Source organism: Pseudomonas sp. IT-P395 (assembly GCF_949767675.1).
Lineage (GTDB): Bacteria > Pseudomonadota > Gammaproteobacteria > Pseudomonadales > Pseudomonadaceae > Aquipseudomonas.
On the sequence record NZ_CATKPW010000055.1, the window covers coordinates 177,300 to 200,634 of the forward strand.

Consider the following 23,335-nt stretch of genomic DNA (forward strand, 5'->3'; position numbering starts at 1 on the left):
CCTGGCCATTGTGGGGCAGCCGGCGATGTGATTTCACTGCTGGGCAAACACGGTTTTGACCCAGCCCTGCAGGGTGTATTGCTGGTAGATGGGTTCAGGCACATCGACATACGGATCAGTAATGAACCGTTCAGGAATCACCGGGTTGGCCTCATCAATGACCAGGATGTTCGCCGGGTTGTAAAAGTCATAGTCGACCACGCTCTTGTTGGTGGTGATGACTTTTTTTCGTGAAGCCATGGCTTCAAAGAAACGGAAGCTCAACCCGGCCTGGCCAGGCTTGGAAATGTCCAGAATGATGCGCGAGCGCTTTACCAGTTCGCCAACAGACGCCAGTGACATTCTCTGCTCGAAGAACGTGATACCCGGATGCGCGCCCGGGATCGGTTTGCACTGCACCAGAAACTTGTAATCGGTCACCCCGAGACGATCGAATGCCTGCGCCAGGCCTTCAAGTGCCGGCACCCGATCCTTGCCCGCCATTACCACAAACGCCGAGTATTCACCGGGTTCGCCGTCTGCGGTGTAGTCGTCGTAAATGAAGTTGTGGAGCTTTTTCAGGCCGTAGCTTTCAGCATTCTGCGGGTCGAAAGAAAACACCTCGTCATAACCGGCAAGTTCTTCCCGGGTCATCGGCCAGCGACTGAAACTGTCGTAGAGGTAGGCGATCTTGCGCTCGCTGGCATTGAGGCCGGCGGTCAGTTGCTTGGGCTCGATTTGCGCCGGGTTGATGATCAACGCAACGTCAAAGCGCCCTGAGGCACCGATACTCTTCTTGAACTGGCGTAACTGCGCCCAGCGTTTCAGCGGGCGGCGCAGGATCTTCGGCGCTCGATCAAAGCTGTTCTGCATCGCTGACGTATCGATGAAACACACGTCATTGTCGATCATCAGGTAGTCCGCCAGTTTGCGCGCGTAACCACCAATGTCCTTGCACACCAATAAGATTTTCATGAGATTCCATATCGTCAATTCGGGCGACGGGTCGATGTTCCTCGGCCCTGCCTAGGGCGCCGCCGGCAGCAGGAAGCGCGCAATCACCGGCAGATGATCGGAGATGCGCAGCGTATCGTCCTGGCGCACCCTCGCTTCCACCCGTTTGATCTTCGGGCTGTAAAACAGATAGTCGACCGTGCGATCCGGGCCATTCAGGCCGGGGTCGTTGGGGTAGTGGGTCAGCCACTGCGCACGGTCGATGCCGCTGGCTTCGTTGTTGGTCGGGATCATCGGGTACTTGTCCCACAGCAGATGCAGTTCGCTGTCGGCGGAGTAGGGCGTGCGCTGCTCGGCAGGCAGGCGGCGGAACTGGCCGAGCGGCAGCAGATTGAAATCGCCACCGATCAACCATGGCAGGCCCTGACTTTCGTACTTGTCGAGCACTTTGGCCACGGCGCTCACTTGCGCCTGCAACGTGTCATCGGGCTGGCTGGCACGCTCCAGATGGGTATTGAAAACGGTCAGTTGCCCACCATCGCTCAGGGGCAGTTTGGTCGCGAGCAGGGCGTCTTTTGGCTGGAATTGACGGCTGATGAAATTGGCCGCAGCAACCGGCAATTGCAGGCGTTCGGCGTGTTCGATGCGATAGCGGCTCAGGGTTGCCAGTTGCCGGCCAACGCTGCCGAAAACGTGTCGATCAGGGACGAAATCGGCTTTCCAGTCGAATGCGCTGGCGCTGCACGGGTACAGGTCGGCGACGCGTTCCTGCAACAGTTTTAGCTGGTTCTGATAATCGCTGGCCTTGGCGCCGTCATCGAGCTCCTGCAACAGCACCACATCGGGCTGCTCGTCGCGGATCACCCGCGCCACTTCGTCGAGGCTGAAGGCCATGTCTTCCTGTGTCGGCGCTTCATCGTTGCCCTGGGCCAGATCATTCCAGAACACGTAACGCTTGCCGGCCAGATACTGCACGTTCCAGGTCATGACTTTCAGCGCCTGGCCCGGCACCAGCGTCGGTGGGGTTCCTGTGCAACTGACTGGCAGGGTTTCGCGGGCGTCCGGGCGCCAGGTCAGGCTGAAGATCAGCGCGCCAATCAGCACAAGGGCGAGCACAGAAAGAAACAGGGTGTAGCGCAGTAGACGGGTCATGGCTCGGCTTATAGCGTTACAGAAAGTGGCCCGAGCATACCTGACGGCCGTCTCGAAGCCCAAGCGCAGTGCTGTCAGACCACTCTGTCGCGTTTGTCAGGCAATTCGCTGATCAGCATGAACAGGCGGAACAACACCACGCTGGTGAACAGTTGCAGGAAGCTGTGAGCACTGTCGATCAGTACGGCAATCAGCGGATTCTGCGGCTCGGGGTACACCGCCAATGTCGCGCCTTTGAGCAACCACAGTGGCGTCATCACACAGAGAATGCACAGCAGGATCCGCCAGAAGTGTCCACGGGTCAGGCGCAGGCTTTCTTTCATCGCCTGCAAAGGCCCCATGCCGCGCAGCACCAACAGGTATTCGCCGAACGCGAGCATGACCATCAGCATCAGGCCTGGCAGGAAATACAGCGACAGGCCCAACAGAATCAGCAAGGTATTGAGCGCCGTGAGCAACGCGAAGCGCGGCCACAGGGTCGCAGCCATTGCCAGCAGGTCACGGTTGCGCGGCGCTTCGCCACGGCTGCGCGCATCGAGGAACAGGATCAGCGCTGCGGTGTACAGCGGATACACCAGCAGACCGACGACGATACTGATGGCCGAGATATTTTCCGGCCCGCTGGCGCGATCGACCACTTGTTGTAAAAACGCTTCGAAAATCACCAGCGGCAGGCACAACCGTACGATGCTGCCCAAATGGCGTTTGAAAAAATACAGAGAGTCGCGCAACACTTCGAGGGCATTCATCAGTCGGTATCGCAGGTCGAAAACAGTGGCTCACTTTAACCGATGATGGCTGGTGCGACACAAACGTAAACATTCGGTAAAGGTCATTGAAACGTTTTGTCACCGTCTCCATTACAGGAGAGCACCTCGGCCAACGTGGACGAGGGCAATGTTATCCCCGGCAATCTACGAGGTCGCCATGAACAGCGAAGAGCAAACCCTGATCGATGGACTGTTTTCCCGGCTGCAACAGGCCGAAACGGAGGCAGCCCCGCGCGATGCCCAGGCTGAGGCGCGGATCAAGGAACACCTGACCCGCCAGCCAGCGGCAGGTTATTTCATGACCCAGGCGATTCTGGTGCAAGAGGCGGCGCTCAAAAGCCTCGATGAGCAGAACAAGCAACTGACTCAACAGGTCCAGCAGTTGCAGGCTGAACTGCAATCGGCCAAAGCGCAGAGTGCCGCACCGGCGCCGAGCGGTGGTGGCGGTTTCCTGTCGAGCATTTTTGGTGGCAGCCCGCGTCCGGCGCCGACCCAGAGCGCCGCCCCGGCGTCCACTGGCGGTTGGCGTGAGCCGGCACCGCAGCAGAACTTCGGTGCTCCTGCGCCACAACAGAACTTCGGCGCAGCGCCGCCTAACTATGCGCAGCAAGCCGCTCCGGCGGCCGGCAGCAGCTTCCTCGGCGGCGCCTTGAAAACCGCCGCGGGTGTGGCCGGTGGTGTGATGCTGGCGCAGGGCATCAGCAGCCTGTTCCATCACAACCAGCAGCCGGAGGAAATCGTTGAGGTCATCAAGGAAGAACCGGCGCAGGTCGCCGACCAGAGCAACAACGGTTGGGGCGATGACCAGCGTGTGGCGGACAATGGCTACGCTGGCAATGACCAGAGTGGTTTTACCGACACCGACTACAGCGATGACAACTCATCGTTCTTCGATGACGACGATTCCTTCGTCTGACTCACCATTCGTCCGGAGCCCCTGAGGGCTCCGGGCCGATTATTCGCGGAACCCTCCTGATGGCTGGCATACTGAGCGCCTTTTTCGGGCCCTGCGCCTGATCCCGCTTCGTGCGCTTGCGCGCCCACAGGAACTCCGGTGAAAAAAATCGCAGTGTTCGCCGACGTGCAGAACCTCTACTACACCGTGCGTCAGGCCTATGGTTGTCACTTCAACTACGCCGCATTGTGGGCAGACATCAGCAAGGACGGGCAGATCGTCGAGGCCTACGCCTACGCGATCGACCGTGGCGACAGCAAACAGCAGCAGTTCCAGCAGATCCTGCGCAACCTCGGTTTCACCGTGAAACTCAAGCCCTACATCCAGCGCAGCGACGGCTCGGCCAAGGGCGACTGGGACGTGGGCATCACCCTCGACATCATGGACGCCGCCGACCACGTCGACGAAATTGTCCTGGCCTCCGGTGACGGCGATTTCGACATGCTGCTCGAACGCATTATCAGCAAACACGGCGTGCAAGCGGTCGCCTACGGCGTGCCCGGCCTGACCGCCAACTCGCTGATCCGCGCCGCCAGCCGTTACGTGCCGATCGAAGGCGCGCTGCTGCTGAAAAATTGAGCGGCTACTGAAGAATTGATTTGTACGGAGTTGAACCCGGTTTGGAACGCATTGCAGTCATCGACTTTGAAACCACCGGCCTGTCGCCGAACAGCAGCTGCCGCGCCACGGAAATCGCCGTGGTCATGCTGGAGAACGGCCGCATCGTCGAGCGTTACCAGAGCCTGATGAACGCCGGCGTCCGCGTTCCGGCGTTTATCGAGCAACTGACCGGCATCAGCAACGCCATGCTGCGCACCGCGCCGCCGGCGGAGCGGGTGATGGAAGAGGTCAATGAGTTTGTCGGCTGCACGCCGCTGGTAGCGCACAACGCATCCTTCGACCAGAAGTTCTGGGATTTTGAGTTGGGCCGGATCAAGCGCACGCGGTTGCAGAACTTTGCCTGTTCGTTGCTGCTGGCCCGGCGTCTGATGCCGGCGGCGCCGAACCACAAGCTCGGTACGCTCACCACGTTTGCGCGTTTGCCGCACACAGGCCAGGCTCACCGGGCCATGGCCGATGCCGAGATGGCGGCCAATCTGATGGCGCATCTGGCTGATGAGTTGCGTCACAAGCACGGCGTCAGCGAGCTATCGCATGACCTGCTGTGCAAGTTGCAGAAAGTCCCCGCCGCCAAAGTCAGCGAGCACCTGCAGCGCTATCGCTGATCCCAAGCCCAACACAGACCCCCTGTAGGAGTGAGCCTGCTCGCGATGACGGTGTGTCAGTCAACATTCGTTTCGACTGACGCGCCGCTATCGCGAGCAGGCTCACTCCTACAGGGAGGAGTCATCATCCTCAGGATTTGCCGCTGCCTTCGATCTGGCTGAGTGGCACGCGCTTTTCGATGGCGCTCGACAGCACAATCGAGGTCTTGCTGAAACCAAACTTCGCCACCCGATTGATCAACTCCTCCAGCTCCGTCATCGATCCCACCGCAGCCTTCATCATCACGCACGGATCACCTGTCACTCGAAAGCATTCGGTCAGTTGCGGGATTTTCACCAGCTCGTCGTAGACCTTCTGACTGCCGTTCTGGTGCAGGCGCAATTCGATCATGCACTGGATCGGCAGGCCGATTTTCGACAGGTCAATTTTCGCCTCATAGCCGGTGATCACGCCCGATGCCTCAAGCTTGGCCACGCGCTCGGCAACTGCCGGGGCGGAGAGGTTAACTTTGCGCGCCAGATCGGCGTAGGACGCACGGCCGTTTTCCAACAGGGCGCTGAGCAGCATGCGGTCGTATTTATCCAAGGCCGGACTCCTGAAAATGCCAGACTTTCGAAATCACGGCTTAAGCCGTCGATCTCCGTTCTTTCCAAAGTGTACCGGCGCTATAAACAGGTTTTGTAACTTATTTTTAGTCGTGGGCCTTTCTAGAATAATCCATCCCCTGCCCAGACTTTCGAGCTGCCCATGCCTGCCTTGCGCCGTTTTTCCTTGCCGCTGATCGCCGCGTTTTTTGCGTTGTATGTGATTTGGGGATCGACCTATCTGGTGATCCGCATCGGCGTCGAGTACTGGCCACCGCTGATGCTCGGCGGTGTGCGCTTTGTGATCGCGGGTACGTTGATGTATGCCTTTCTGCGCTGGCGCGGGGCACCGGCGCCGACCTGGGCGCAGTGGAAAGCGGCGGGGATCATCGGGATTTTGCTGTTGAGTTTTGGTAATGGCGCGGTGAGTGTGGCTGAGCACACCGGTGTGGCCTCCGGCGTGGCGGCGTTGGCGGTGGCAACGGTGCCATTGTTCACCTTGCTCTGTGGATATTTCTGGGGCGCGCGCAATACCCGTCTGGAGTGGGCCGGGGTGGCGTTGGGGATTATCGGTATCGCCATGCTCAACATGGGTTCCAACCTGCAATCGAGTCCGCTGGGCGCGGCGTTGCTGATTTTCGCAGCGGCGACCTGGGCGTTCGGTTCGGTATGGAGCAAGCATCTGCCATTGCCGCAGGGGGCGATGGCCAGTGCGGTGGAAATGCTCGTTGGCGGTGTGGTGCTGCTGATTGGTAGCGCCGTCAGTGGTGAACACCTGCAAGCTGTGCCGCCGATTGAAGGCTGGCTGGCGCTGGCGTACCTGATCTTCTTCGGCTCGATCATCGCCTTCAACTCTTATATGTACCTGCTCAAGCACGTGCGTCCGGCGGCGGCGACCAGTTATGCCTACGTCAACCCGGCGGTGGCGGTGTTGCTGGGGATCGTGTTCGTTGGCGAGACCATCGGCATCGAAGAAGCGCTGGCGATGCTGGTGATCATCAGCGCCGTGGTGTTGATTGGCTTGCCACAGTGGCGCCGGCCAGCACAGCCGCCAGTCGTGGCGCCGACAGCCGTTCCCACAGAAACGCGTACGAATTAGGGTAAACTGCGCGGCATTGCATGCCTGCGTCATTTTTTCCTACGGTACTTCCATGACTTTCGCCACCCTTGGCCTGATCGAACCCTTGCTGCGCTCCCTCGAGAAGCTCGGCTACCAGACCCCGACGCCGGTTCAGGCGCAAGCCATTCCGGCCGTGCTGGCCGGTCGTGACCTGATGGCAGCGGCGCAGACCGGCACCGGCAAAACCGCCGGTTTCGCCTTGCCGCTGCTGCAGTTGCTGGCCATGGAAGGGCCGAAAGTCGCCGCCAATTCGGTGCGCGCGCTGATTCTGGTGCCGACCCGTGAGCTGGCCGAACAAGTCCACGAAGCCGTGCGCCAGTACGCCGAAAACCTGCCGTTGCGCACGTACGCGGTGTACGGCGGCGTCAGCATCAACCCGCAAATGATGAAGCTGCGCGGCGGCGTCGATCTGCTGGTGGCGACGCCGGGCCGTCTGCTCGACCTGTTCCGCCAGAAGGCGCTGAAATTCAATCAGCTGCAAACCCTGGTGCTCGACGAAGCCGATCGCATGCTCGATCTGGGCTTCTCCGAAGAACTGTCGAACATCTACCGCGCACTGCCGAAGAAACGTCAGACGCTGCTGTTCTCCGCGACCTTCTCCGATGACATCCGCCTGCTGGCCGGGCAGATGCTCGACGATCCGTTGACCGTCGAGGTCAGCCCGCGCAACGTGGCTGCCAACACGGTCAAGCAGTGGATCGTGACGGTGGACAAGAAGCGCAAGGCTGAGCTGTTCGTGCACTTGATGCGCAAGAACAAGTGGAAGCAGGTGCTGGTGTTCGCCAAGACCCGCAACGGTGTGGATGCGCTGGTGGAAAAACTTCAGGGCCTTGGTGTGAATGCTGACGGTATCCATGGTGATAAACCGCAGGCAACCCGTCAGCGAGCGCTGGATCGTTTCAAGCTCAGTGAAGTGCAGATTCTGGTTGCGACTGATGTAGCGGCGCGGGGGCTGGATATCGAAGATCTGCCGTTGGTGATCAACTTCGATCTGCCGATCGTGGCTGAGGATTACATTCACCGTATTGGCCGTACCGGCCGTGCTGGCGCAACCGGTGAGGCGATTTCGCTGGTGTGTGCGGATGAAGTGAACATGTTGTCGGCGATTGAAATGCTGACACGGCAGACCTTGAAGCGTCAGAACGAGCCGGATTTCGAACCTGAGCACCGCGTGCCGGACACCGACGCCAGCGGTCAGGTGATCAAGAAGCCGAAAAAACCGAAGAAGCCGAAAGCTTCGGGTGGTGGTGGCAAGCGCAATCTGGGTAAGTGGGTCGATAGCGGCGAGACGCAGGCGCCGGAGCCTTCGGTCAAGCCTGTGCGTAAAGTGCCGGTGTTTAACACTGGACCGCGCAAGCGTAAGCCTTAAGGTCAAAAGCCCCTCACCCTAACCCTCTCCCCAAGGGAGAGGGGACTGATTGGGGGATGCTCGCGAAGTACGCCGACTTGATCCTATGGCTGTGAATCCATAATCGACAAAGCTTTCGCCTGACACCTAGGTCGTCTGACCAAATCCATAATCGACTCGGTCTTTCAGGTCGATGGATGACGTGAGACACCTCGGTCGGCCCCCTCTCCCTCTGGGAGAGGGCTGGGGTGAGGGTTCAGGCAGACGCCTCGGACTTGAACCACTGCACAATCCCCAACCCTGCCGCCCGCCCGCTGGCAAAACACCCCGTCAGCAAATACCCGCCCGTCGGTGCTTCCCAATCCAGCATCTCCCCCGCGCAGAACACCCCCGGCAACGCCTTGAGCATCAAACGCTCATCCATCGCCTCGAACGTCACGCCACCAGCGCTGCTGATCGCTTCGTCCAGCGGACGGGTTTTCACCAAGGTCAGCGGCAACGCCTTGATCGCCCGCGCCAATAGCGCCGGATCGGCGAAAGTCGCAGCATCGGTCAGCTCACGCAGCAATGCCGCTTTCACCCCATCAATCCCGACCTGACTGTGCAAATGCTTGGCCATCGAACGCGAACCGCGAGGCTTGCTCAACGCTGCCTGCAATTTATCCACAGGCCGGCCGGGCAGCAGATCGATGTGAACGGTCGCTGCGCCGTACTGATTGATCGCCTCACGAATCGGCGCCGACAGCGCATAAATCAGACTGCCCTCGATCCCTGTAGCGGTGATTACACATTCGCCCAAGCGCGGTACATCATCGTTCAAACCAATGGCGATATTTTTCAGCGGTGCGCCGGCGAATTTGCTGACCATCAACTCGCTCCAAGCCTGCACCTCGAAGCCACAATTACTTGGCTGCAACGGCGCAAGTCCTACACCGCGTTGCTCCAGCGGCAGCATCCAGGCACCGTCGGAACCGAGGCGCGACCAACTGCCGCCGCCGAGGGCGAGCAGGGTGGCGTCGGGTTTGACGGTGATTTCACCTTCCGGGCTGTCGATGCGCAGCGCGCCGTGTTCATCCCAGCCGAGCCAGCGATGGCGGGTGTGGATAACTACGCCGCTGTCGCGTAAGCGTTTGAGCCAGGCGCGCAGCAGCGGCGCGGCTTTCATGTCGGTGGGGAATACGCGGCCGGAGCTGCCGACAAAGGTCTCGATGCCCAGATCGTGAATCCATGTGCACAACGCATCGGCGTCGAAGCCGCGCAGCAGCGGGGCGATTTGTGGCGCGCGTTCGGCGTAGCGCGAGAGAAACGCCGGGTACGCTTCAGAGTGGGTGATGTTCATGCCGCCGACGCCGGCCAGCAGAAACTTGCGTCCCACCGAGGGCATGCCGTCGTAGAGATCGACGCGGATTCCGGCCTGGCTCAGTACTTCAGCGGCCATCAGGCCGGCGGGGCCACCGCCAATGATGGCGACGTGAGCGGGGGAGGAGGCGGAAGTCTGGGTCATGGCATGCGCTGCGGTATGGCGGGATAAGGCGCGCATTCTAACAGCGCGGATCTCTTGTAGGAGTGAGCCTGCTCGCGATAGCGGTGTGTCAGCCAAATTAATGTTGAAGGTGCTGACGCATCGCGAGCAGGCTCACTCCTACAGGGATTTGAGGTGGCCTTGAGTTGTTGGTTGAAAAGTGATCAGTGCTCTGTAGGCCCTGTCGGATATGGCCTGTAGTCCCTTTCACTCAGGTTATCCACAGGCCGTTCCACAGCGATTGTGGGTAACGCAGCACAACTCAATGACAACCGTGTGACTGCCAGACCCGTTGCGCGCTGTGATGCAGGATGCCGTGGCGACGGGCGAGGGCGTGGCGATCCTTGCTGTAGCCGCCGCCAATCACGCCCATCACCGGAATATCGCGGCCCAGGCAATGGCGCATCACGCTTTCATCACGGGCGGCGACGCCTGCGTCGGTCAGTTGCAGATAACCGAGGGCATCGTCCTTGTGCACATCGACGCCGGCGTCGTACAGCACCAGATCCGGTTGATACAGCGGCAGCAAATAGCTGAGCGTGTCATCGACCACCTTCAAATAATCGCCATCGCCCATGCCTTTGGGCAGCGGAATATCCCAGTCACTTTCCGCCTTGCGTGCAGGAAAATTCTTCTCGCAGTGCAGGGAAACGGTAATCGCCTCCGGCGTGTCATGCAGGATTCGCGCGGTGCCATCGCCCTGATGCACATCGCAATCGAAGATCAGCACGCGATTCACGCGACCGCTTTGCAGCAGGTAATGGCTGATGATCGCCAGGTCATTGAAAATGCAGAAGCCCGCCGGGTAATCGTAATGCGCATGATGGGTGCCGCCGGCCAAGTGGCAGGCGAGGCCATGCTCAAGGGCTTTTTCCGCCGCCAGTATCGAACCGCCGACGGCCCGCACCGTACGCCTTGCCAACGCTTCGTTCCAAGGCAGGCCGAGGCGCCGCTGGTCTTCGCGGGACAACTCGCCGCTCATGTAGCGTTCGATATACGCACGGTCATGGGCGAGGGCGAGGATGTCGTTGGGGCAGATCTCCGGGCGCAGCAGGTCGGCATCGCGGGTCAGACCGCTGTCGACCAGGTGATCGCGCAGCAAACGAAACTTGTCCATCGGGAAGCGGTGATCCGCCGGAAACTCAGGGCTGTAGTCTTCGTGGTAGATCAGCGGCAGTGGCATGGCTAATTCATGTAGGAACGTAGGAAAGAGTGAAGGATCCTACCAGCGATGTAGACTTGCGGCATGGAAACGGAGGGGCACGATGGAGCCGATACTGGAACTTGAAAGCGCGCGCTTGCTGATGCGTCAGTGGCAGGACGAGGATTTGCCGGCATTTGCCGCGATGTGCGCCGATCCTCAAGTGATGCGTTATTTTCCGGCCCCGTTGAGCCGACTGGAAAGCGCTTCAATGATCGGCCGTGTGCGCGGGCATTTTGCCGAGCACGGTTTCGGGTTGTGGGCGCTGGAGCGCAAGGACAGCGGCGAATTCATCGGTTTCACCGGACTTGGCGTGGTCGGTTTCGACGCGCCGTTCACCCCAGCAGTGGAAATCGGCTGGCGCCTGGCCAAGGAACATTGGGGCCTGGGTTATGCCAGCGAAGCGGCATGGACCGCTCTACGCTGCGGCTTTGATCGCTTGGCCTTGAAGGAAATCGTCTCCTTCACCGCGCAATCCAATCTGCCGTCGGAGAAAGTCATGCAGGCGATCGGCATGCATCACGCCCCGGACGATGATTTCGATCACCCCAAGCTTGCCGCCGATCATCCGTTGCGCCGGCATGTGCTCTACCGCATCACCCGCGAACAATGGCTGCAAACCTTGCATGGATAAGCCGACACGGACGTTTACAATGGCCGCCATATCATTGGCCCGCGCCAGAATCTGAATCGGCCGCCGCAGCCAAGACTGCGCGGCATAGCTTTGTGTGAGGAGAGTCTGAATGAGCCAAGTGTTGGAAGATCTGGTTGACCTGCTGACCCTGGAACCGATCGAAGAAAACCTGTTCCGTGGCCGCAGCCAGGATCTGGGTTTCCGTCAGTTGTTCGGTGGCCAGGTGCTCGGCCAGTCGCTGTCGGCGGCCAGTCAGACCGTTGAAGAGGCGCGCCATGTGCATTCGATGCACGGTTATTTCCTGCGTCCGGGCGATGCCAAGTTGCCGGTGGTCTACTCGGTTGATCGCGTGCGCGATGGCGGCAGCTTCAGCACTCGTCGGGTCACGGCGATCCAGAAGGGCCATCCGATCTTCACCTGCAGCGCTTCGTTTCAGTATGACGAAGCAGGCTTCGAGCACAAGAGCCAGATGCCGGTGGTGGTCGGCCCGGAAAACCTGCCGTCGGAGCTGGAATTGACCCAGCAACGCGCGCACCTGATCCCGGAACACATGCGTGAAAAACTGCTGTGCCCGAAACCGATCGAAGTGCGCCCGGTCACTGAAAAGGATCCGTACAACCCGCAGCCAGCGGATCCGGTGAAGTACGTGTGGTTCCGTGCTGATGGTGCGTTGGCCGACATTCCGGCCCTGCACAAATACCTGTTGGCCTACGCCTCGGACTTCGGCTTGCTGACCACGTCGATGCTGCCCCACGGCAAGTCGGTCTGGCAGAAAGACATGCAGGTCGCCAGCCTCGATCACGCGCTGTGGTTCCACAACGATCTGCGCGCCGATGACTGGTTGCTCTATGCGATGGACAGCCCGTGGGCCGGCAATTCCCGTGGTTTCTCCCGTGGCAGCGTGTACAACCGCGCCGGGCAATTGGTGGCTTCGGTGACGCAGGAAGGCTTGATCCGCCATCGCAAGGATTGGGCATGAGCCTGAAGGATGTGAAGCACTGGGTGTTCGACATGGACGGCACGCTGACCGTCGCCGTGCATGATTTTGCAGCGATTCGCGTGGCGCTGGCGATTCCGCCGCAGGACGACATCCTCACTCATCTTGCGGCATTGCCGGCGGATGAGGCAGCAGCGAAACATGCCTGGTTGTTGGAGCACGAGCGCGATCTGGCGCTGGGTTCGACCCCGGCCAACGGGGCGGTAGAGCTGGTGCGTGATCTGCACGCACGCGGTTATCGCCTCGGCATTCTGACCCGCAATGCGCGGGAATTGGCACATGTGACGCTGGAGGCCATTGGTTTGGCTGACTGTTTTGCGGTGGACGATGTGTTGGGCCGTGATGAAGCACCGCCGAAGCCGCATCCGGGTGGTTTGCTGAAACTGGCAGACGCTTGGGACGTGCCGGCGAGTGAGCTGGTGATGGTCGGTGATTACCGCTTTGATCTGGATTGCGGCCGCGCGGCGGGCGCGCGGACAGTGCTGGTGAATCTGCCGGAAAACCCGTGGCCGGAGCTGACCGATTGGCATGCGAAGGATTGTGTCGAGTTGCGGCGGATGCTGCTGGCCTGAAATCTTGGCTGCTTTAGCGGGCCTCATCGCGAGCAGGCTCACTCCTACAATTGAATGCGTTCCCCTGTAGGAGTGAGCCTGCTCGCGATGGCGTCAGATCAATCAGCACAAAACTTATTCGAACAACGCCTTCTGCCCCTCCGGCGAGGTCAGCATTCCATCTCCGTTATGCCCAACCCCCGGCACTTCAACCAGTCGCTGATTAACTCCCTCCGGGTGGCGACGCAGCAAATAGCCGAAGTAAAACTTGCCACGCTCCAGGCGATACGCCCCTTGCGCTTCGGCTTCACAACGCTTGTCCAACGCCGGATGGTTAGGATCGGTGTCCTGCTGCCCAAGCAGATAAATCACCTCGCGTTTGACGTAACCGCTCTCAAGCTGCAACGGCGTTTGCCCACCGGCGTACACCGGCATGTCTGACAGACCGTACTTCCAGCGATTGAAACCCGCGCACTTGGCGTGATCGAACGCCACCGGCCGTTGCTCATTGAAATACGCATAGGACGACGGATTGGCCACCACATAACGCAAGCGAATGCCGTTGGCCTTCAGCGCTGGCTGATCCTTGGCGAGCAGGGCATAACGCTGCACCACTTGACCGCCACCGGAATGACCGAAAATCACGATCTGCTTCACGTCCGGAAACTGTTTGCGGTCGCTGATCCGCGCGACGATCTCATCGAGCGCCGCATAGGAACTCAACGGATTCGGTCCTGTGGATAACCCGCCGCCCATCCACTCGTTGCCTTGCCAGCGCAGCAACGTAGTGGGGAGCGAGTACAGCGCGACATCGCTTTCATTGAGGAACTGCGGCGCAATCACCAGCGTGTGGGGGCTTTGTCCCGCCAGCTCGGCCGCGCTCTCGGCGCTTTTGCGATAGGTCTCGGCGTTGCGCAACCGGCCATGAATGACGATCAGCACACGCTCGATCTTCTCCGGCGCAGGACCAATGCCTACCGCCATTTCCCCGGCCTTGAGTTGCAAACGACCGGGGCTGATCGCATCGACACCTGCGGCGTGCGCGGTGCTGCCAACCATCAGTAACGCTAAAAGCCATTTATGCATTTACAGGTTTTTCGCCGCGAAGGTGTCGCACTGGCCGACCTGGCCCTGTGCGAATCCGGTTTTGAACCAGCGCACCCTTTGCGCCGACGTACCGTGGGTAAACGAGTCCGGCACCACACGGCCCTGACCTTGTTGTTGCAAGCGATCATCACCGATGGCGTTGGCCGCATTCAAGGCCTCTTCGATGTCGCCCGGTTCCAGCCAGTTCAAGCGCTTCTGTGCGCTGTAGGCCCAGACGCCGGCGAGGCAATCGGCCTGCAATTCCTGACGCACCAGCAAACCGCCGTCGCCTTCCATTTGCCGACCTTGCTGGCGGGCTGTCTGAATTTTCGCCGAGACGCCAAGAAGCGTCTGCACATGGTGTCCGACTTCATGCGCGATGACGTAGGCCTGAGCGAAATCGCCGGCAGCCTTGAAGCGTTGCGACATCTCCTGGAAGAACGCCATGTCCAGATAAACCTTCTGGTCCGCCGGGCAATAGAACGGGCCAGTGGCCGAGGTCGCCAGACCGCAGGCGGAATTGACCCGGTTGCTGAACAGCACCAGGGTCGGGTCCTTATATTGCCGGCCAGCCTGCTGGAAAACCGCGCCCCAGGTGTCTTCGGTATCGCCGAGGATCGAGCGGACGAATTCGGCCTGTTCATCATTGGCCGGCGGCGCCTGACGGGTTTGCGAAGTCGGCGCGGCTTGTTGCCCCGATTGCCCGGCGAGCTGACCGAGGATCTGCAGCGGATCCTGCCCGGTGATCCAGCCAATGCCGACAATCAGCAGGATGGCCCCCAGGCTCAGGCCTTTGCCGCCGCCGAAACGCATGCCGCCACCGCCGCCGGCATCATCACCACGGGCATCGACGACGTTGTCACTGCGTCGGCCTTTTTTCCATAGCATGTGGGAATCCTCTGTGTGTATCGGGTGATGATGAGTGTTGCTGCTGTGTGAGTGTGGCGCCAGTCCGGTCGTCCGTCTATTGGCCACACGCAAACAGGCCCGGCCTCGTGCTGACGAGGTCGGGCCTGTTATTGACGATCACCCGCCCTGGGAATTCAATCCCTTGGCGGGTTTCTTTCAGCAGGTCATCGATCAGCGATCAAACGCATCCCACTGCGGTGCGAAATCCGGGCTGACCTGGCGTTGATTTTTCGGCAGTGCGGCAATCAAAGCACGGTCCTCATCGTCCAGTTCGACCTTCAGTGACGCCAGGTTGGCCAGTTGATTGGTCTGGCTGCTGGCCTTGGGAATGGCCGCAACGTTGGGCTGATCGAGCAACCATTTCAGTGCGACCTGCGTCGGCAATACGCCGTGCTTTTTGGCGATCTGTTGAATCTGCGGGATGTCCGAGACCTTGTTGCGTGCCAGTGGGGTGTAGGCCGTCAGTGCCATGTCGTGTTGACGGGCGTAGTCGAGCAGGGCGTTTTGTCCGAGCAGGACGTGGTACTCGACCTGAATCGCTGACAGATCAATCCCATATTCCTCGATGACTTTGCGTAGCAGGGGCAGCGGAAAATTCGCCACGCCGATGTTGCGCGCAAGGCCCTGCTCCTTGAACGATGCCAGCGTCTCGAGGGTGCGCGGCAGATCCCAGTCGGTGGCTGGCCAGTGGATCATGAACAGATCGACGTAGTCGCTGCGCAAAGCGCTAAGGCTGCGGTCCATGGAATGGCGCATCGCGTCGGGTTGCAGCTGATCCCACCAGACCTTGGTGGTGACATGAATCTGTTCGCGCGGTGTCGGCGTATTCGCCAGTGCTTGTCCGACCGCGTCTTCGTTGTTGTAGGCCGCCGCGGTGTCGATGTGTCGATAACCCAATTCCAGCGCTTGCTCGACGGCGCGGGTGCATTCGTCGCCGAGCATCGGCCAGGTGCCGAGACCGAGTTTCGGCATGTTCAAACCTTGGGCGTTAACGATGTGCTGCATGGTCGATCTCCTGTTCGAAAGCAGTCATGCCGGCAATGTGCCGGGCGGCGATGTAGCCGAAAGTCAGTGCCGGGCCGAGGTTGATGCCGCCCGCCGGGTAGTGGCCACCCATGATGCTGGCCATGTCGCCGCCCGCTGCGTAGAGGCCGGTGATGGGCTGTTCGTGGGCGTCCAGCACTTGTGCGTGTGGGTTGACCTTGAGCCCGGCAAACGTACCGAAGCAGCCCGGTTGGACTTTTACGGCGTAGTACGGGCCGGTATCTATTGGGGCAACGCAGGGGTTGGGAAGGTTCGCCGGATCACCCTGTTTGCGGTTGTAGGGTGTTGCGCCGCGACCGAACTGCGGGTCTTCGCCGTGACGGGCATGGCGGTTGTAGTTATCCACAGTCTGGCGCAAGCCGCTCGGGTCGATGCCGCAGGCGAGGGCCAATTCTTCAATACTGTTGCCGCTTTTCAGATAGCCGCTGCGGATAAATTCTGACACTGGCAGCGGAAATGGCCGCGATATGCCGAGGCCATAACGGCGTTGAAAAGCGTGGGTGCAGATCAGCCATGAGGCGACTTCTTCACCTTCAGGCGCGGCGGCAACCATGGCGCTGACGTAGTCGAAATAGCCGTTGGCTTCGTTGACGAAACGCTGACCGTTGCTGAGCACGCCGATGATGCCGGGTTTGCCGCGCTCGATGATGTGTGGGAAATGGCCGATGCTGCCGTCGGAATGTGGCACTTGCGAAACCGGTGCCCACGCCACGGGCGAAGCCACATCGGTATTGACCCGTGCACCGACGCTTTCGCCCAGGCGCAGGCCATCGCCGTTGATGGCCTGCGGTGGCAGCGCCCAATGCTCGTGACCGGTCGGCGTGCGCGGGAACAGGGCTTTGCGCCGCTCGATGTCATTGGCAAAACCACCGGCGGCGAGTACTACGGCTTTGCGTGCATGAATGCGGATCGGGCCCTTGCGGGTGCTGACCTGCGCGCCCGAGACGCGCGAGCCATCACGCAGCAGTTCCGTTACGGGCGCCGATTCCCAGAGCAGAACGCCAAGGTCTTCGGCGGACTTCGCCAGCCTTGCCACCAGCGCCACGCCGTTGACCAGTTGCATCGCCCGGCCATGCACCGCGAAGTCGAACAAGTGCCGAGTGAATCGTCGCGTCACGTGCCACGCGGCTTTCAGCGAACGGGTCAAGTTGAGGAACGCCGACAGATCTGCGCCCGCCATGATCGGCATGCCCATGAAGGACGTTTCGCGCATGGTCGTGCGAAGTCGCTTGAGCAAGCGTCCGACCTTGCGGCCATCGTAGGGTGCGGCGATCACCGATCGACCACCGGTGCCTGCGCCCGGTGTGTCGCCATGGATGTCGGCGATCGCATTGCCGTCGGCGAATTGCAAGGCAGTGTGCTGCTCGAAAAACGCAACCATGCGTGGCCCGGCTTCCAGGAAAGCGTCGATCATCGCCGGATCGAAATGCTCGCCCAGTTCATGGCGCAAATAGGTGCGCGGTTGTTCGACGTCTTCGATGATGCCGGCGCGACGTGCCAGCGGATTGCACGGCACCCACGCCCAGCCACCCGACCACGCGGTGGCGCCACCGAACACCGAATCCTTTTCGACGACGATGACTTTCAGACCATGCCATGCAGCGGTGACGGCTGCTGACAATCCGGCGGCGCCGGAGCCGATGATTAAGACGTCGCAGTCGATAGCGGGAAGTTCGGCAGGCATCAAACAAGGCTCCAGCATTGGTTTTTTTTTGGAATTTGATTCCAGAAAATAACCATTGCCGCCATCGGCCTACAAGCCTTGATACGACAAACCGGGCGGTTATCGAACGCGCAGTTCCGGATTTCGCTTTGCGGTAGATGTCTTCTAGAATCGGCGAAATTTCATTTGGATTTCCCTATGGCCGGCAGTCAAATCGAACGGGTTTTCAGCGTGCTGGAAAGCCTCACCAGTGATCCGCGCGGGCTGCCGATGCAGACGCTGGCCGAGCAATTGGACATCCCCAAGAGTGCAACGCACCGCTTGCTCGCCGAGCTGATCCGCCTGGGCTACGTGCGGCAGAATGGGGAAACCTTGCGTTATCACTTGTCGACCAAACTGGTGGCGATGGGCTTCCAGTATTTATCGAGCAGCGGCGCCGATATTGTCCAGCCCGTGTTGGATCGACTGGCGCAGGAAACCGGTGAACTGGTGCGTCTGGGCGTGATCGATGGCGAGCGGCAGACCTGGATCGCCAAGGCGCAGGGCGCGCGTACCGGCCTGCGTTACGACCCGGACATGGGCCGCGATGCGCCGCTGTTTTACACCGCGTCCGGGCACGCATGGCTGGCGTGCATGAGCGATGCCGAGGCGCTGTCGCTGGTTGAGCGTCAAGCGGCGGAAGTGCCTGTGGGGATTGGGCCGAATGCGCCGCGCTCGAATATCGAATTGCTGGAACGCCTGCGTCTGGCGCGCGAGCAGGGCTATGCCTGGGTCGAGGAGAGCTCGGCAGTCGGCACTTCGGCGATTGCTGCGGTGGTGAAGCACCCGGCGGATGGACGGGTGATCGGTGTACTCAGTATTGCCGGGCCGAGCGCGCGGATGCCGGGGGCACGGTTGCATGAGCTGGCGCCGTTGTTGCTGAAGTCTGCCGAGGAAATGTCAGCGGCGAGCCTGGCCTCAGAACTGTTTATCTAATCCGCCGCAAATCCTCCTACATGGATCTTCGTTTGGCGTGAAATTGTGCGGTGTTCGCACGGTTTTGGCGTTGACGGGTTTTTGATTGTGGAACTCGGTTCTAGATTGTTTGTGGAGTGTCATTCCAAGAACAATCACAAAAGGACCGCACCTTGAATTCGCCCCTTCGAATCGCCTTGATCGGTGCCGGCAACATGGGCCAGCAACATTATCGGCATCTGCAATCTCTCACCGAAGCGACGCTGTGCGCGGTGGCTGATCCCGGGCCGCAATCAGCAGGGCTTGCGGCTGAGTGGGGTGTAAGGCATTTCGCTGATCATCGTCAGATGCTCGAGCACATCAGGCCCGACGCGGTGATCGTCGCCAATCCGAATAACCAGCACGTCGCTACGGCGCTCGATTGTCTGGCGGCAGGCGTACCGGTGCTGTTGGAGAAACCGGTCGGCGTGCACCTGGATGAAGCGCGCGAGCTGGTCGCGGCGGTTAAACGCAGCGGTGTGCCGGTGCTGGTCGGCCACCACCGGCGCCACAATCCACTGATCGTGCGCGCCCATGAGCTGTTACAGCGCGGAGCGCTCGGGCGTCTGACCACGGTCACCGCGCTGTTTCAGTTGCGCAAACCGGATAGCTATTTCGAGGTCCCGTGGCGCCGTGAAGCGGGGGCGGGGATGTTGCTGACTAATCTGATTCACGATCTCGATCTGTTGCGTCACCTGTGCGGCGAAGTGCGCTCGGTACAAGCGATCACCGACAACTCAGTGCGCGGTTTCGCCAATGAAGACAGCGCGGCGGTGTTGCTGCAATTCGAAGGTGGCACATTGGGCACGTTGAGCGGGTCCGATGCGGTGGCTGCGCCGTGGAGTTGGGAACTGGATTCCGGTGAGAACCCGGTGTATCCGCGTCAGGCCGATCAGCCGTGTTATCTGCTGGCCGGGACTGCCGGCGCCTTGAGCATTCCGCAGCTCAAGCGTTGGCATTACGCCGCTGATCAGGTCGATGCCGGTTGGCATGAACCCTTGTTGATGGTCGAAGAGTCCTACAGCGGTGACGAAGCTTTGCGCTTGCAGTTACAGCATTTCGTACGCGTGGCACGGCGTGAAGTCGCGCCACTGGTGAGTGCGGCCGACGCTGCGCGCACTTTGGCGCTGATCGAAGCCATCCGCGAGGCCGCCGCCACTGGCCGCGCCTGCGCCCCTGCACTGATCGAGGCTTGAACATGAGCGAACGAATCCTGTCCCTGGCCAGCCTGACTGTGCTGGAGTTATCGCCACCGCAAATGGTCGAGGTGGCGGCACGTGCCGGATACAGCCATGTCGGTTTGCGCCTGGAACCGGCAACGCCCGAGGAGCATCACTTCCCGTTGGTCGCCGATGCTGAATTGCGCCGTCAGACGTTGCAGCGTCTGCGCGCTACCGGCATCCGTGTGCTCGACGTGGAAATCCTGCGCTTGAAGCCGCAAACCATCGTTGCCGATTTCGAGAAACTTTTAACGGTCGGTGCAGAATTTGGCGCTACCGAATTGCTGGTCGCCGGTAACGATCCTGACGAGCAGCGGCTTACCGATAACTTTGCGGCGCTTTGCGATCTGGCCAGGCCTTACGGGTTGCACCCGCATCTGGAGTTCATGCCCTGGACCGATGCGCGCGACCTTGAACAAGCGCTGCGAATTGTCGAGAACGCGGATCGGGAAAACGCTGCGATGCTGGTCGATGCCTTTCACTTTGATCGTTCGGCTTCACGGCTTGAGGATCTGCAAACGGTGTCGCCGGCGAGGCTGCGTTATGCACAATTATGTGATGTCGCGGGTCCGCGACCGTCAGACATGGCCGAGATCTTGCGTCAGGCGCGCAACGAGCGGCGGTTTCCCGGCGAGGGTGATTGTGATCTGCTCGGGCTGCTGAAAGCGCTGCCGGCTAATATCCCACTGAGTCTGGAAATTCCCACGGTTAAACTGCTGGAGCAGGGCGTGAGCGGATTGCAGCGGGCGCAGATGGCGATTGATCGAACGCGCAAGTTGTTGGCGCGCCTGTAAGCGGGGCTGCGCACCTGTCGCGGGCAAGCCCGCTCCCACAGGGGGAGGCGAGACTGCCTGCGAAGCTTTTGATCTTTTACGGCACCACAAGGAAACCCGATGACTGTCAGCACTCCGCTCTCTGGTGTCAACCAACCCTTCAAGGGGATCTTGCTGATTGTCGTGGCGACCTTCCTGTTCTCCAGTCACGACGCATTGTCGAAATATCTCTCGGGTTTCTATCCGATCGTGATGGTGGTCTGGGCGCGCTATCTGGTGCACACCTTACTGATGGCGGGGATTTTTCTGCCGCAGTCCGGGTTGCGCGTCCTACGCACCAAGAAGCCGTTATGGCAGTTGACCCGAGCACTTTGCCTGCTCGGTACCAGCCTGTTTTTCACCACGGCCTTGCTGTATATCCCGCTGGCGGAAGCCACGGCGGTCAACTTTCTTGCGCCGGTATTGGTGACCGCGTTGTCGGTGCCGCTGCTCAAGGAGCGAGTGACACGCGGCCAATGGATCGCGGTGATCTGCGGCTTTATCGGCGTGCTGATCATCGTCCACCCGGGCGGTGAATTGTTCACTCCGGCGGTGTTGCTGCCGTTCTGCTCGGCGCTGTTTTTCTGCTTCTATCAACTGCTGACCCGCAAGCTCGCCGAAGTCGACAGCCCGACCACCAGCAACTTCTTCGCCGGGCTGTGCAACACATTGGTGATGAGTGCGCTGGTGCCGTTCTTCTGGCAAGTGCCGACGTTGACCCATGCCGGGTTGATGCTGGCGCTGGGCAGTTGCGGGATGACTGCGCATTTGTTTCTGACCCAAGCCTTCCGCCATGCCGCACCGGCGCTGCTGGCGCCGTTCGGTTATTGCCAGATCGTGTTTGCCGGGTTGTTGGGTTGGCTGCTGTTCAATCACACGCCGAGTCTGTTGACGATCATTGGCATTGCGGTGATCTGTTGCAGTGGACTGGCGGCAGCGTGGCAGCAGAGCCGCCGCTGAAGAGACCGCAACCCGCTGTGTAGGAGCTGACGAGTGAAACGAGGCTGCGATCTTTTGATCTTCAACATCAAGATCAAAAGATCGCAGCGTGCCGCAGCTCCTACAAGGGAGCCGGGTGTAGGCAGGTTATTCGGTGACGGTAGGAATCTTGCGCGGTGCCATGAAGTACATCCACGTCAGCGCAAGGAAATACATCGCCGGAATCAGGGTGAACAACACGGTGTAGTTGTTGTTGGTCACGGTCAGGATGTGGCCGACGATCTGGGTCATGAACATCCCGCCAATCGCTGCGCACATGCCGCCGAAACCGAACACCGTGCTCATCATGTGCTTGGGCGTGTAGTCCATCACCAGGCTCCAGATGTTCGCCGTCCACGCCTGGTGCGCACCGATGGCCAGAGAGATCGCAGCGACTGCAACCCACAGATTGGCTGAACCGGCCGCCATGACCACGCCGATGATGCAGCAGGCGAACAGCAACATCGACAGCAGCCGCGCCTTGATCGAGTTCATGCCGCGACCGATCAGGAACGAAGACAGAATCCCGCCGCCGACGCTGCCGAAGTCAGCCGTGACGTAGATGATGATCAGCGGAATACCCATCTGGGTGACGTTGATGCCCAGGTTGTATTGCTGATTGAGAAACGGTGGCAGCCAGTACAGGTAGAACCAGAACACCGGCGCGGTCAGCGCATAAGCGATGGCGAAGGCCCAAGTGCCGCGCATCCGCAGGATTCTCGAGAACGGCACGCGAGCCTGTTCCGGTTCGACTTCCTGCTGGATGTAGTCCAGTTCGGACTGTTTAACGCTCGGGTGATCTTCCGGGTTGAAGTACTTCAAACCCCAGAGCAGCAACCAGATGCCGCCCAGTGCCGCCATGCACAGGAACGCCGCTTGCCAGCCCCAGACGTGCAGAACCAGTGGCAGCAGCATCGGTGTGAACATCGCGCCGACGTTGGTGCCGGCGTTGAAAATGCCGGTGGCGACCGCACGTTCGCCGGCCGGGAACCACAGGCGTGTGGTTTTCACGCAGGCCGGGTAGTTGGCCGCTTCAGTGAGGCCGAGGATGAACCGGCAGACCATGAAGCCAACGGCTGACGTTGCCAGACCGTGAGCACCGGTGGCCAGGCTCCACAGCAGTACGGCACAGAAGAACACGCGTTTGACGCCGACCCGGTCGATCAAGCGACCTTGCAGAACGAAACCGATCGCGTAGCCGACCTGAAACCAGAAGTTGATGTTGGCGTAATCCATCGCCGTCCAGCTCATTTCCTTGGCGAGGATGGGTTGCATGACGCCGAGGGCGGCGCGGTCGATGTAGTTCAGGGTAGTGGCGAAAAACACCAGCGCCAGCATGCCCCAACGGGTTTTGCCGACAGCCATGGCGCCGCGGATCTTGTCGCCGATGCCACCCGTGGCAGTGCTCATGGCTGGAGCCATGCGGGAAGTCTGTGAAGGAATCATGTGTTCCACCCGTTTTTGGATTTGTTATTTGGTGTGCTTGTTACTTGCACGCTGCGACCGGTGGTTCAGATCCGGACTCAATGTGCGGTCGATGTTGGGCAGTGGACGAAAAATCGTCAATTCGCCAAACCGCCATTGTGTTCGATAATCGCACGCAAAACTAACCGGGTAGTACACTTTAAATTGCTGC

23 protein-coding genes are annotated in these 23,335 nt (G+C 60.3%); 12 read left to right on the top strand and 11 right to left on the bottom strand.

The genetic code is table 11. The features are described from left to right. Positions 1 to 33: 33 nt before the first annotated feature. From ACM6IN_RS22940 to ACM6IN_RS22950, 3 genes are all read right to left on the bottom strand, one after another. The gene (locus tag ACM6IN_RS22940; protein ID WP_414916751.1) at positions 34 to 954 is read right to left on the bottom strand and encodes a hypothetical protein; all 921 of its coding nucleotides are present in this window, start codon (positions 952 to 954) and stop codon (positions 34 to 36) included. Between the two features lie 51 nt (positions 955 to 1,005). Beyond that, positions 1,006 to 2,085 carry an endonuclease/exonuclease/phosphatase family protein gene (locus ACM6IN_RS22945; protein WP_095114043.1) on the bottom strand — a complete coding sequence of 360 codons (1,080 nt, stop codon included), beginning with the start codon at positions 2,083 to 2,085 and terminating at the stop codon, positions 1,006 to 1,008. A 74-nt stretch (positions 2,086 to 2,159) separates the two neighbouring features. Beyond that, positions 2,160 to 2,834 carry a YciC family protein gene (locus ACM6IN_RS22950; protein ID WP_007909682.1) on the bottom strand — a complete coding sequence of 225 codons (675 nt, stop codon included), beginning with the start codon at positions 2,832 to 2,834 and terminating at the stop codon, positions 2,160 to 2,162. A 178-nt stretch (positions 2,835 to 3,012) separates the two neighbouring features. On the opposite strand from ACM6IN_RS22950, the gene ACM6IN_RS22955 reads away from it, so the two are divergent. The 3 genes from ACM6IN_RS22955 (at position 3,013) to ACM6IN_RS22965 (ending at position 5,036) form a co-directional block, all read left to right on the top strand. After that, positions 3,013 to 3,771, top strand: a complete 759-nt coding sequence (locus ACM6IN_RS22955; RefSeq protein WP_414916791.1) for a DUF2076 domain-containing protein — start codon at positions 3,013 to 3,015, stop codon at positions 3,769 to 3,771. Positions 3,772 to 3,909: 138 nt separating this feature from the next. Beyond that, positions 3,910 to 4,389 carry an NYN domain-containing protein gene (locus tag ACM6IN_RS22960; protein ID WP_007949802.1) on the top strand — a complete coding sequence of 160 codons (480 nt, stop codon included), beginning with the start codon at positions 3,910 to 3,912 and terminating at the stop codon, positions 4,387 to 4,389. Positions 4,390 to 4,430: 41 nt separating this feature from the next. After that, a complete protein-coding gene (locus ACM6IN_RS22965; RefSeq protein ID WP_007909701.1) occupies positions 4,431 to 5,036 on the top strand; it encodes a PolC-type DNA polymerase III in 606 nt (201 codons plus the stop codon). A gap of 130 nt (positions 5,037 to 5,166) precedes the next feature. Here ACM6IN_RS22965 and ACM6IN_RS22970 read toward each other — a convergent pair whose 3' ends face one another. Then, positions 5,167 to 5,622: an Lrp/AsnC family transcriptional regulator gene (locus ACM6IN_RS22970; RefSeq protein ID WP_414916752.1), complete on the bottom strand. Its 456-nt coding sequence runs from the start codon at positions 5,620 to 5,622 to the stop codon at positions 5,167 to 5,169. A 162-nt stretch (positions 5,623 to 5,784) separates the two neighbouring features. On the opposite strand from ACM6IN_RS22970, the gene yedA reads away from it, so the two are divergent. Together yedA and ACM6IN_RS22980 are read left to right on the top strand one after the other, a co-directional pair. Continuing rightward, entirely contained in the window at positions 5,785 to 6,720 is a 936-nt protein-coding gene (gene yedA / locus ACM6IN_RS22975) for a drug/metabolite exporter YedA (protein WP_095114045.1), read from the top strand. A 52-nt stretch (positions 6,721 to 6,772) separates the two neighbouring features. After that, the gene (locus ACM6IN_RS22980; protein ID WP_007909704.1) at positions 6,773 to 8,110 is read left to right on the top strand and encodes a DEAD/DEAH box helicase; all 1,338 of its coding nucleotides are present in this window, start codon (positions 6,773 to 6,775) and stop codon (positions 8,108 to 8,110) included. Positions 8,111 to 8,345: 235 nt separating this feature from the next. Here ACM6IN_RS22980 and ACM6IN_RS22985 read toward each other — a convergent pair whose 3' ends face one another. After that, positions 8,346 to 9,593 carry a TIGR03862 family flavoprotein gene (locus ACM6IN_RS22985; protein ID WP_414916753.1) on the bottom strand — a complete coding sequence of 416 codons (1,248 nt, stop codon included), beginning with the start codon at positions 9,591 to 9,593 and terminating at the stop codon, positions 8,346 to 8,348. Positions 9,594 to 9,873: 280 nt separating this feature from the next. Continuing rightward, positions 9,874 to 10,794, bottom strand: coding sequence for a histone deacetylase (locus ACM6IN_RS22990; RefSeq protein WP_007909706.1), 921 nt, complete (start codon positions 10,792 to 10,794; stop codon positions 9,874 to 9,876). Between the two features lie 82 nt (positions 10,795 to 10,876). On the opposite strand from ACM6IN_RS22990, the gene ACM6IN_RS22995 reads away from it, so the two are divergent. The 3 genes from ACM6IN_RS22995 to ACM6IN_RS23005 all read left to right on the top strand — a co-directional run bounded on the left by ACM6IN_RS22995 (position 10,877) and on the right by ACM6IN_RS23005 (position 13,015). Then, positions 10,877 to 11,446, top strand: coding sequence for a GNAT family N-acetyltransferase (locus ACM6IN_RS22995; RefSeq protein ID WP_123375887.1), 570 nt, complete (start codon positions 10,877 to 10,879; stop codon positions 11,444 to 11,446). A gap of 109 nt (positions 11,447 to 11,555) precedes the next feature. Continuing rightward, positions 11,556 to 12,425 carry an acyl-CoA thioesterase II gene (gene tesB / locus ACM6IN_RS23000; RefSeq protein ID WP_414916754.1) on the top strand — a complete coding sequence of 290 codons (870 nt, stop codon included), beginning with the start codon at positions 11,556 to 11,558 and terminating at the stop codon, positions 12,423 to 12,425. Beyond that, positions 12,422 to 13,015, top strand: a complete 594-nt coding sequence (locus tag ACM6IN_RS23005; protein ID WP_007909708.1) for an HAD family hydrolase — start codon at positions 12,422 to 12,424, stop codon at positions 13,013 to 13,015. Before tesB ends, ACM6IN_RS23005 begins: the two co-directional genes overlap by 4 nt. Positions 13,016 to 13,129: 114 nt before the next feature. Here the strand turns inward: ACM6IN_RS23005 and ACM6IN_RS23010 are convergent, their stop codons facing one another. The 4 genes from ACM6IN_RS23010 to ACM6IN_RS23025 all read right to left on the bottom strand — a co-directional run bounded on the left by ACM6IN_RS23010 (position 13,130) and on the right by ACM6IN_RS23025 (position 17,717). Beyond that, positions 13,130 to 14,080 (bottom strand): alpha/beta hydrolase family protein, encoded by a 951-nt coding sequence (locus ACM6IN_RS23010; protein WP_042704932.1) that lies wholly within the window; start codon positions 14,078 to 14,080, stop codon positions 13,130 to 13,132. Continuing rightward, positions 14,081 to 14,968 carry a neutral zinc metallopeptidase gene (locus ACM6IN_RS23015; RefSeq protein ID WP_123375888.1) on the bottom strand — a complete coding sequence of 296 codons (888 nt, stop codon included), beginning with the start codon at positions 14,966 to 14,968 and terminating at the stop codon, positions 14,081 to 14,083. A gap of 192 nt (positions 14,969 to 15,160) precedes the next feature. Next, positions 15,161 to 15,994, bottom strand: a complete 834-nt coding sequence (locus ACM6IN_RS23020; protein WP_414916755.1) for an aldo/keto reductase — start codon at positions 15,992 to 15,994, stop codon at positions 15,161 to 15,163. Further along, positions 15,978 to 17,717 carry an FAD-dependent oxidoreductase gene (locus tag ACM6IN_RS23025; RefSeq protein ID WP_414916756.1) on the bottom strand — a complete coding sequence of 580 codons (1,740 nt, stop codon included), beginning with the start codon at positions 17,715 to 17,717 and terminating at the stop codon, positions 15,978 to 15,980. The genes ACM6IN_RS23020 and ACM6IN_RS23025 overlap by 17 nt, the downstream gene beginning before the upstream one ends. A 177-nt stretch (positions 17,718 to 17,894) precedes the next feature. Here ACM6IN_RS23025 and ACM6IN_RS23030 point away from each other — a divergent pair, with 177 nt between their 5' ends. The 4 genes from ACM6IN_RS23030 to ACM6IN_RS23045 all read left to right on the top strand — a co-directional run bounded on the left by ACM6IN_RS23030 (position 17,895) and on the right by ACM6IN_RS23045 (position 21,681). Further along, positions 17,895 to 18,671, top strand: coding sequence for an IclR family transcriptional regulator (locus tag ACM6IN_RS23030; protein WP_414895073.1), 777 nt, complete (start codon positions 17,895 to 17,897; stop codon positions 18,669 to 18,671). A 152-nt stretch (positions 18,672 to 18,823) separates the two neighbouring features. Then, entirely contained in the window at positions 18,824 to 19,885 is a 1,062-nt protein-coding gene (locus ACM6IN_RS23035) for a Gfo/Idh/MocA family protein (RefSeq protein ID WP_007909715.1), read from the top strand. 2 nt (positions 19,886 to 19,887) lie between these two features. Continuing rightward, positions 19,888 to 20,703, top strand: a complete 816-nt coding sequence (locus ACM6IN_RS23040) for a sugar phosphate isomerase/epimerase family protein (protein WP_414916757.1) — start codon at positions 19,888 to 19,890, stop codon at positions 20,701 to 20,703. A 99-nt stretch (positions 20,704 to 20,802) separates the two neighbouring features. Beyond that, positions 20,803 to 21,681 carry a DMT family transporter gene (locus ACM6IN_RS23045; protein WP_007909717.1) on the top strand — a complete coding sequence of 293 codons (879 nt, stop codon included), beginning with the start codon at positions 20,803 to 20,805 and terminating at the stop codon, positions 21,679 to 21,681. Positions 21,682 to 21,807: 126 nt separating this feature from the next. Here ACM6IN_RS23045 and ACM6IN_RS23050 read toward each other — a convergent pair whose 3' ends face one another. Then, a complete protein-coding gene (locus ACM6IN_RS23050; protein ID WP_414916758.1) occupies positions 21,808 to 23,145 on the bottom strand; it encodes an MFS transporter in 1,338 nt (445 codons plus the stop codon). Positions 23,146 to 23,335 lie beyond the last annotated feature (190 nt).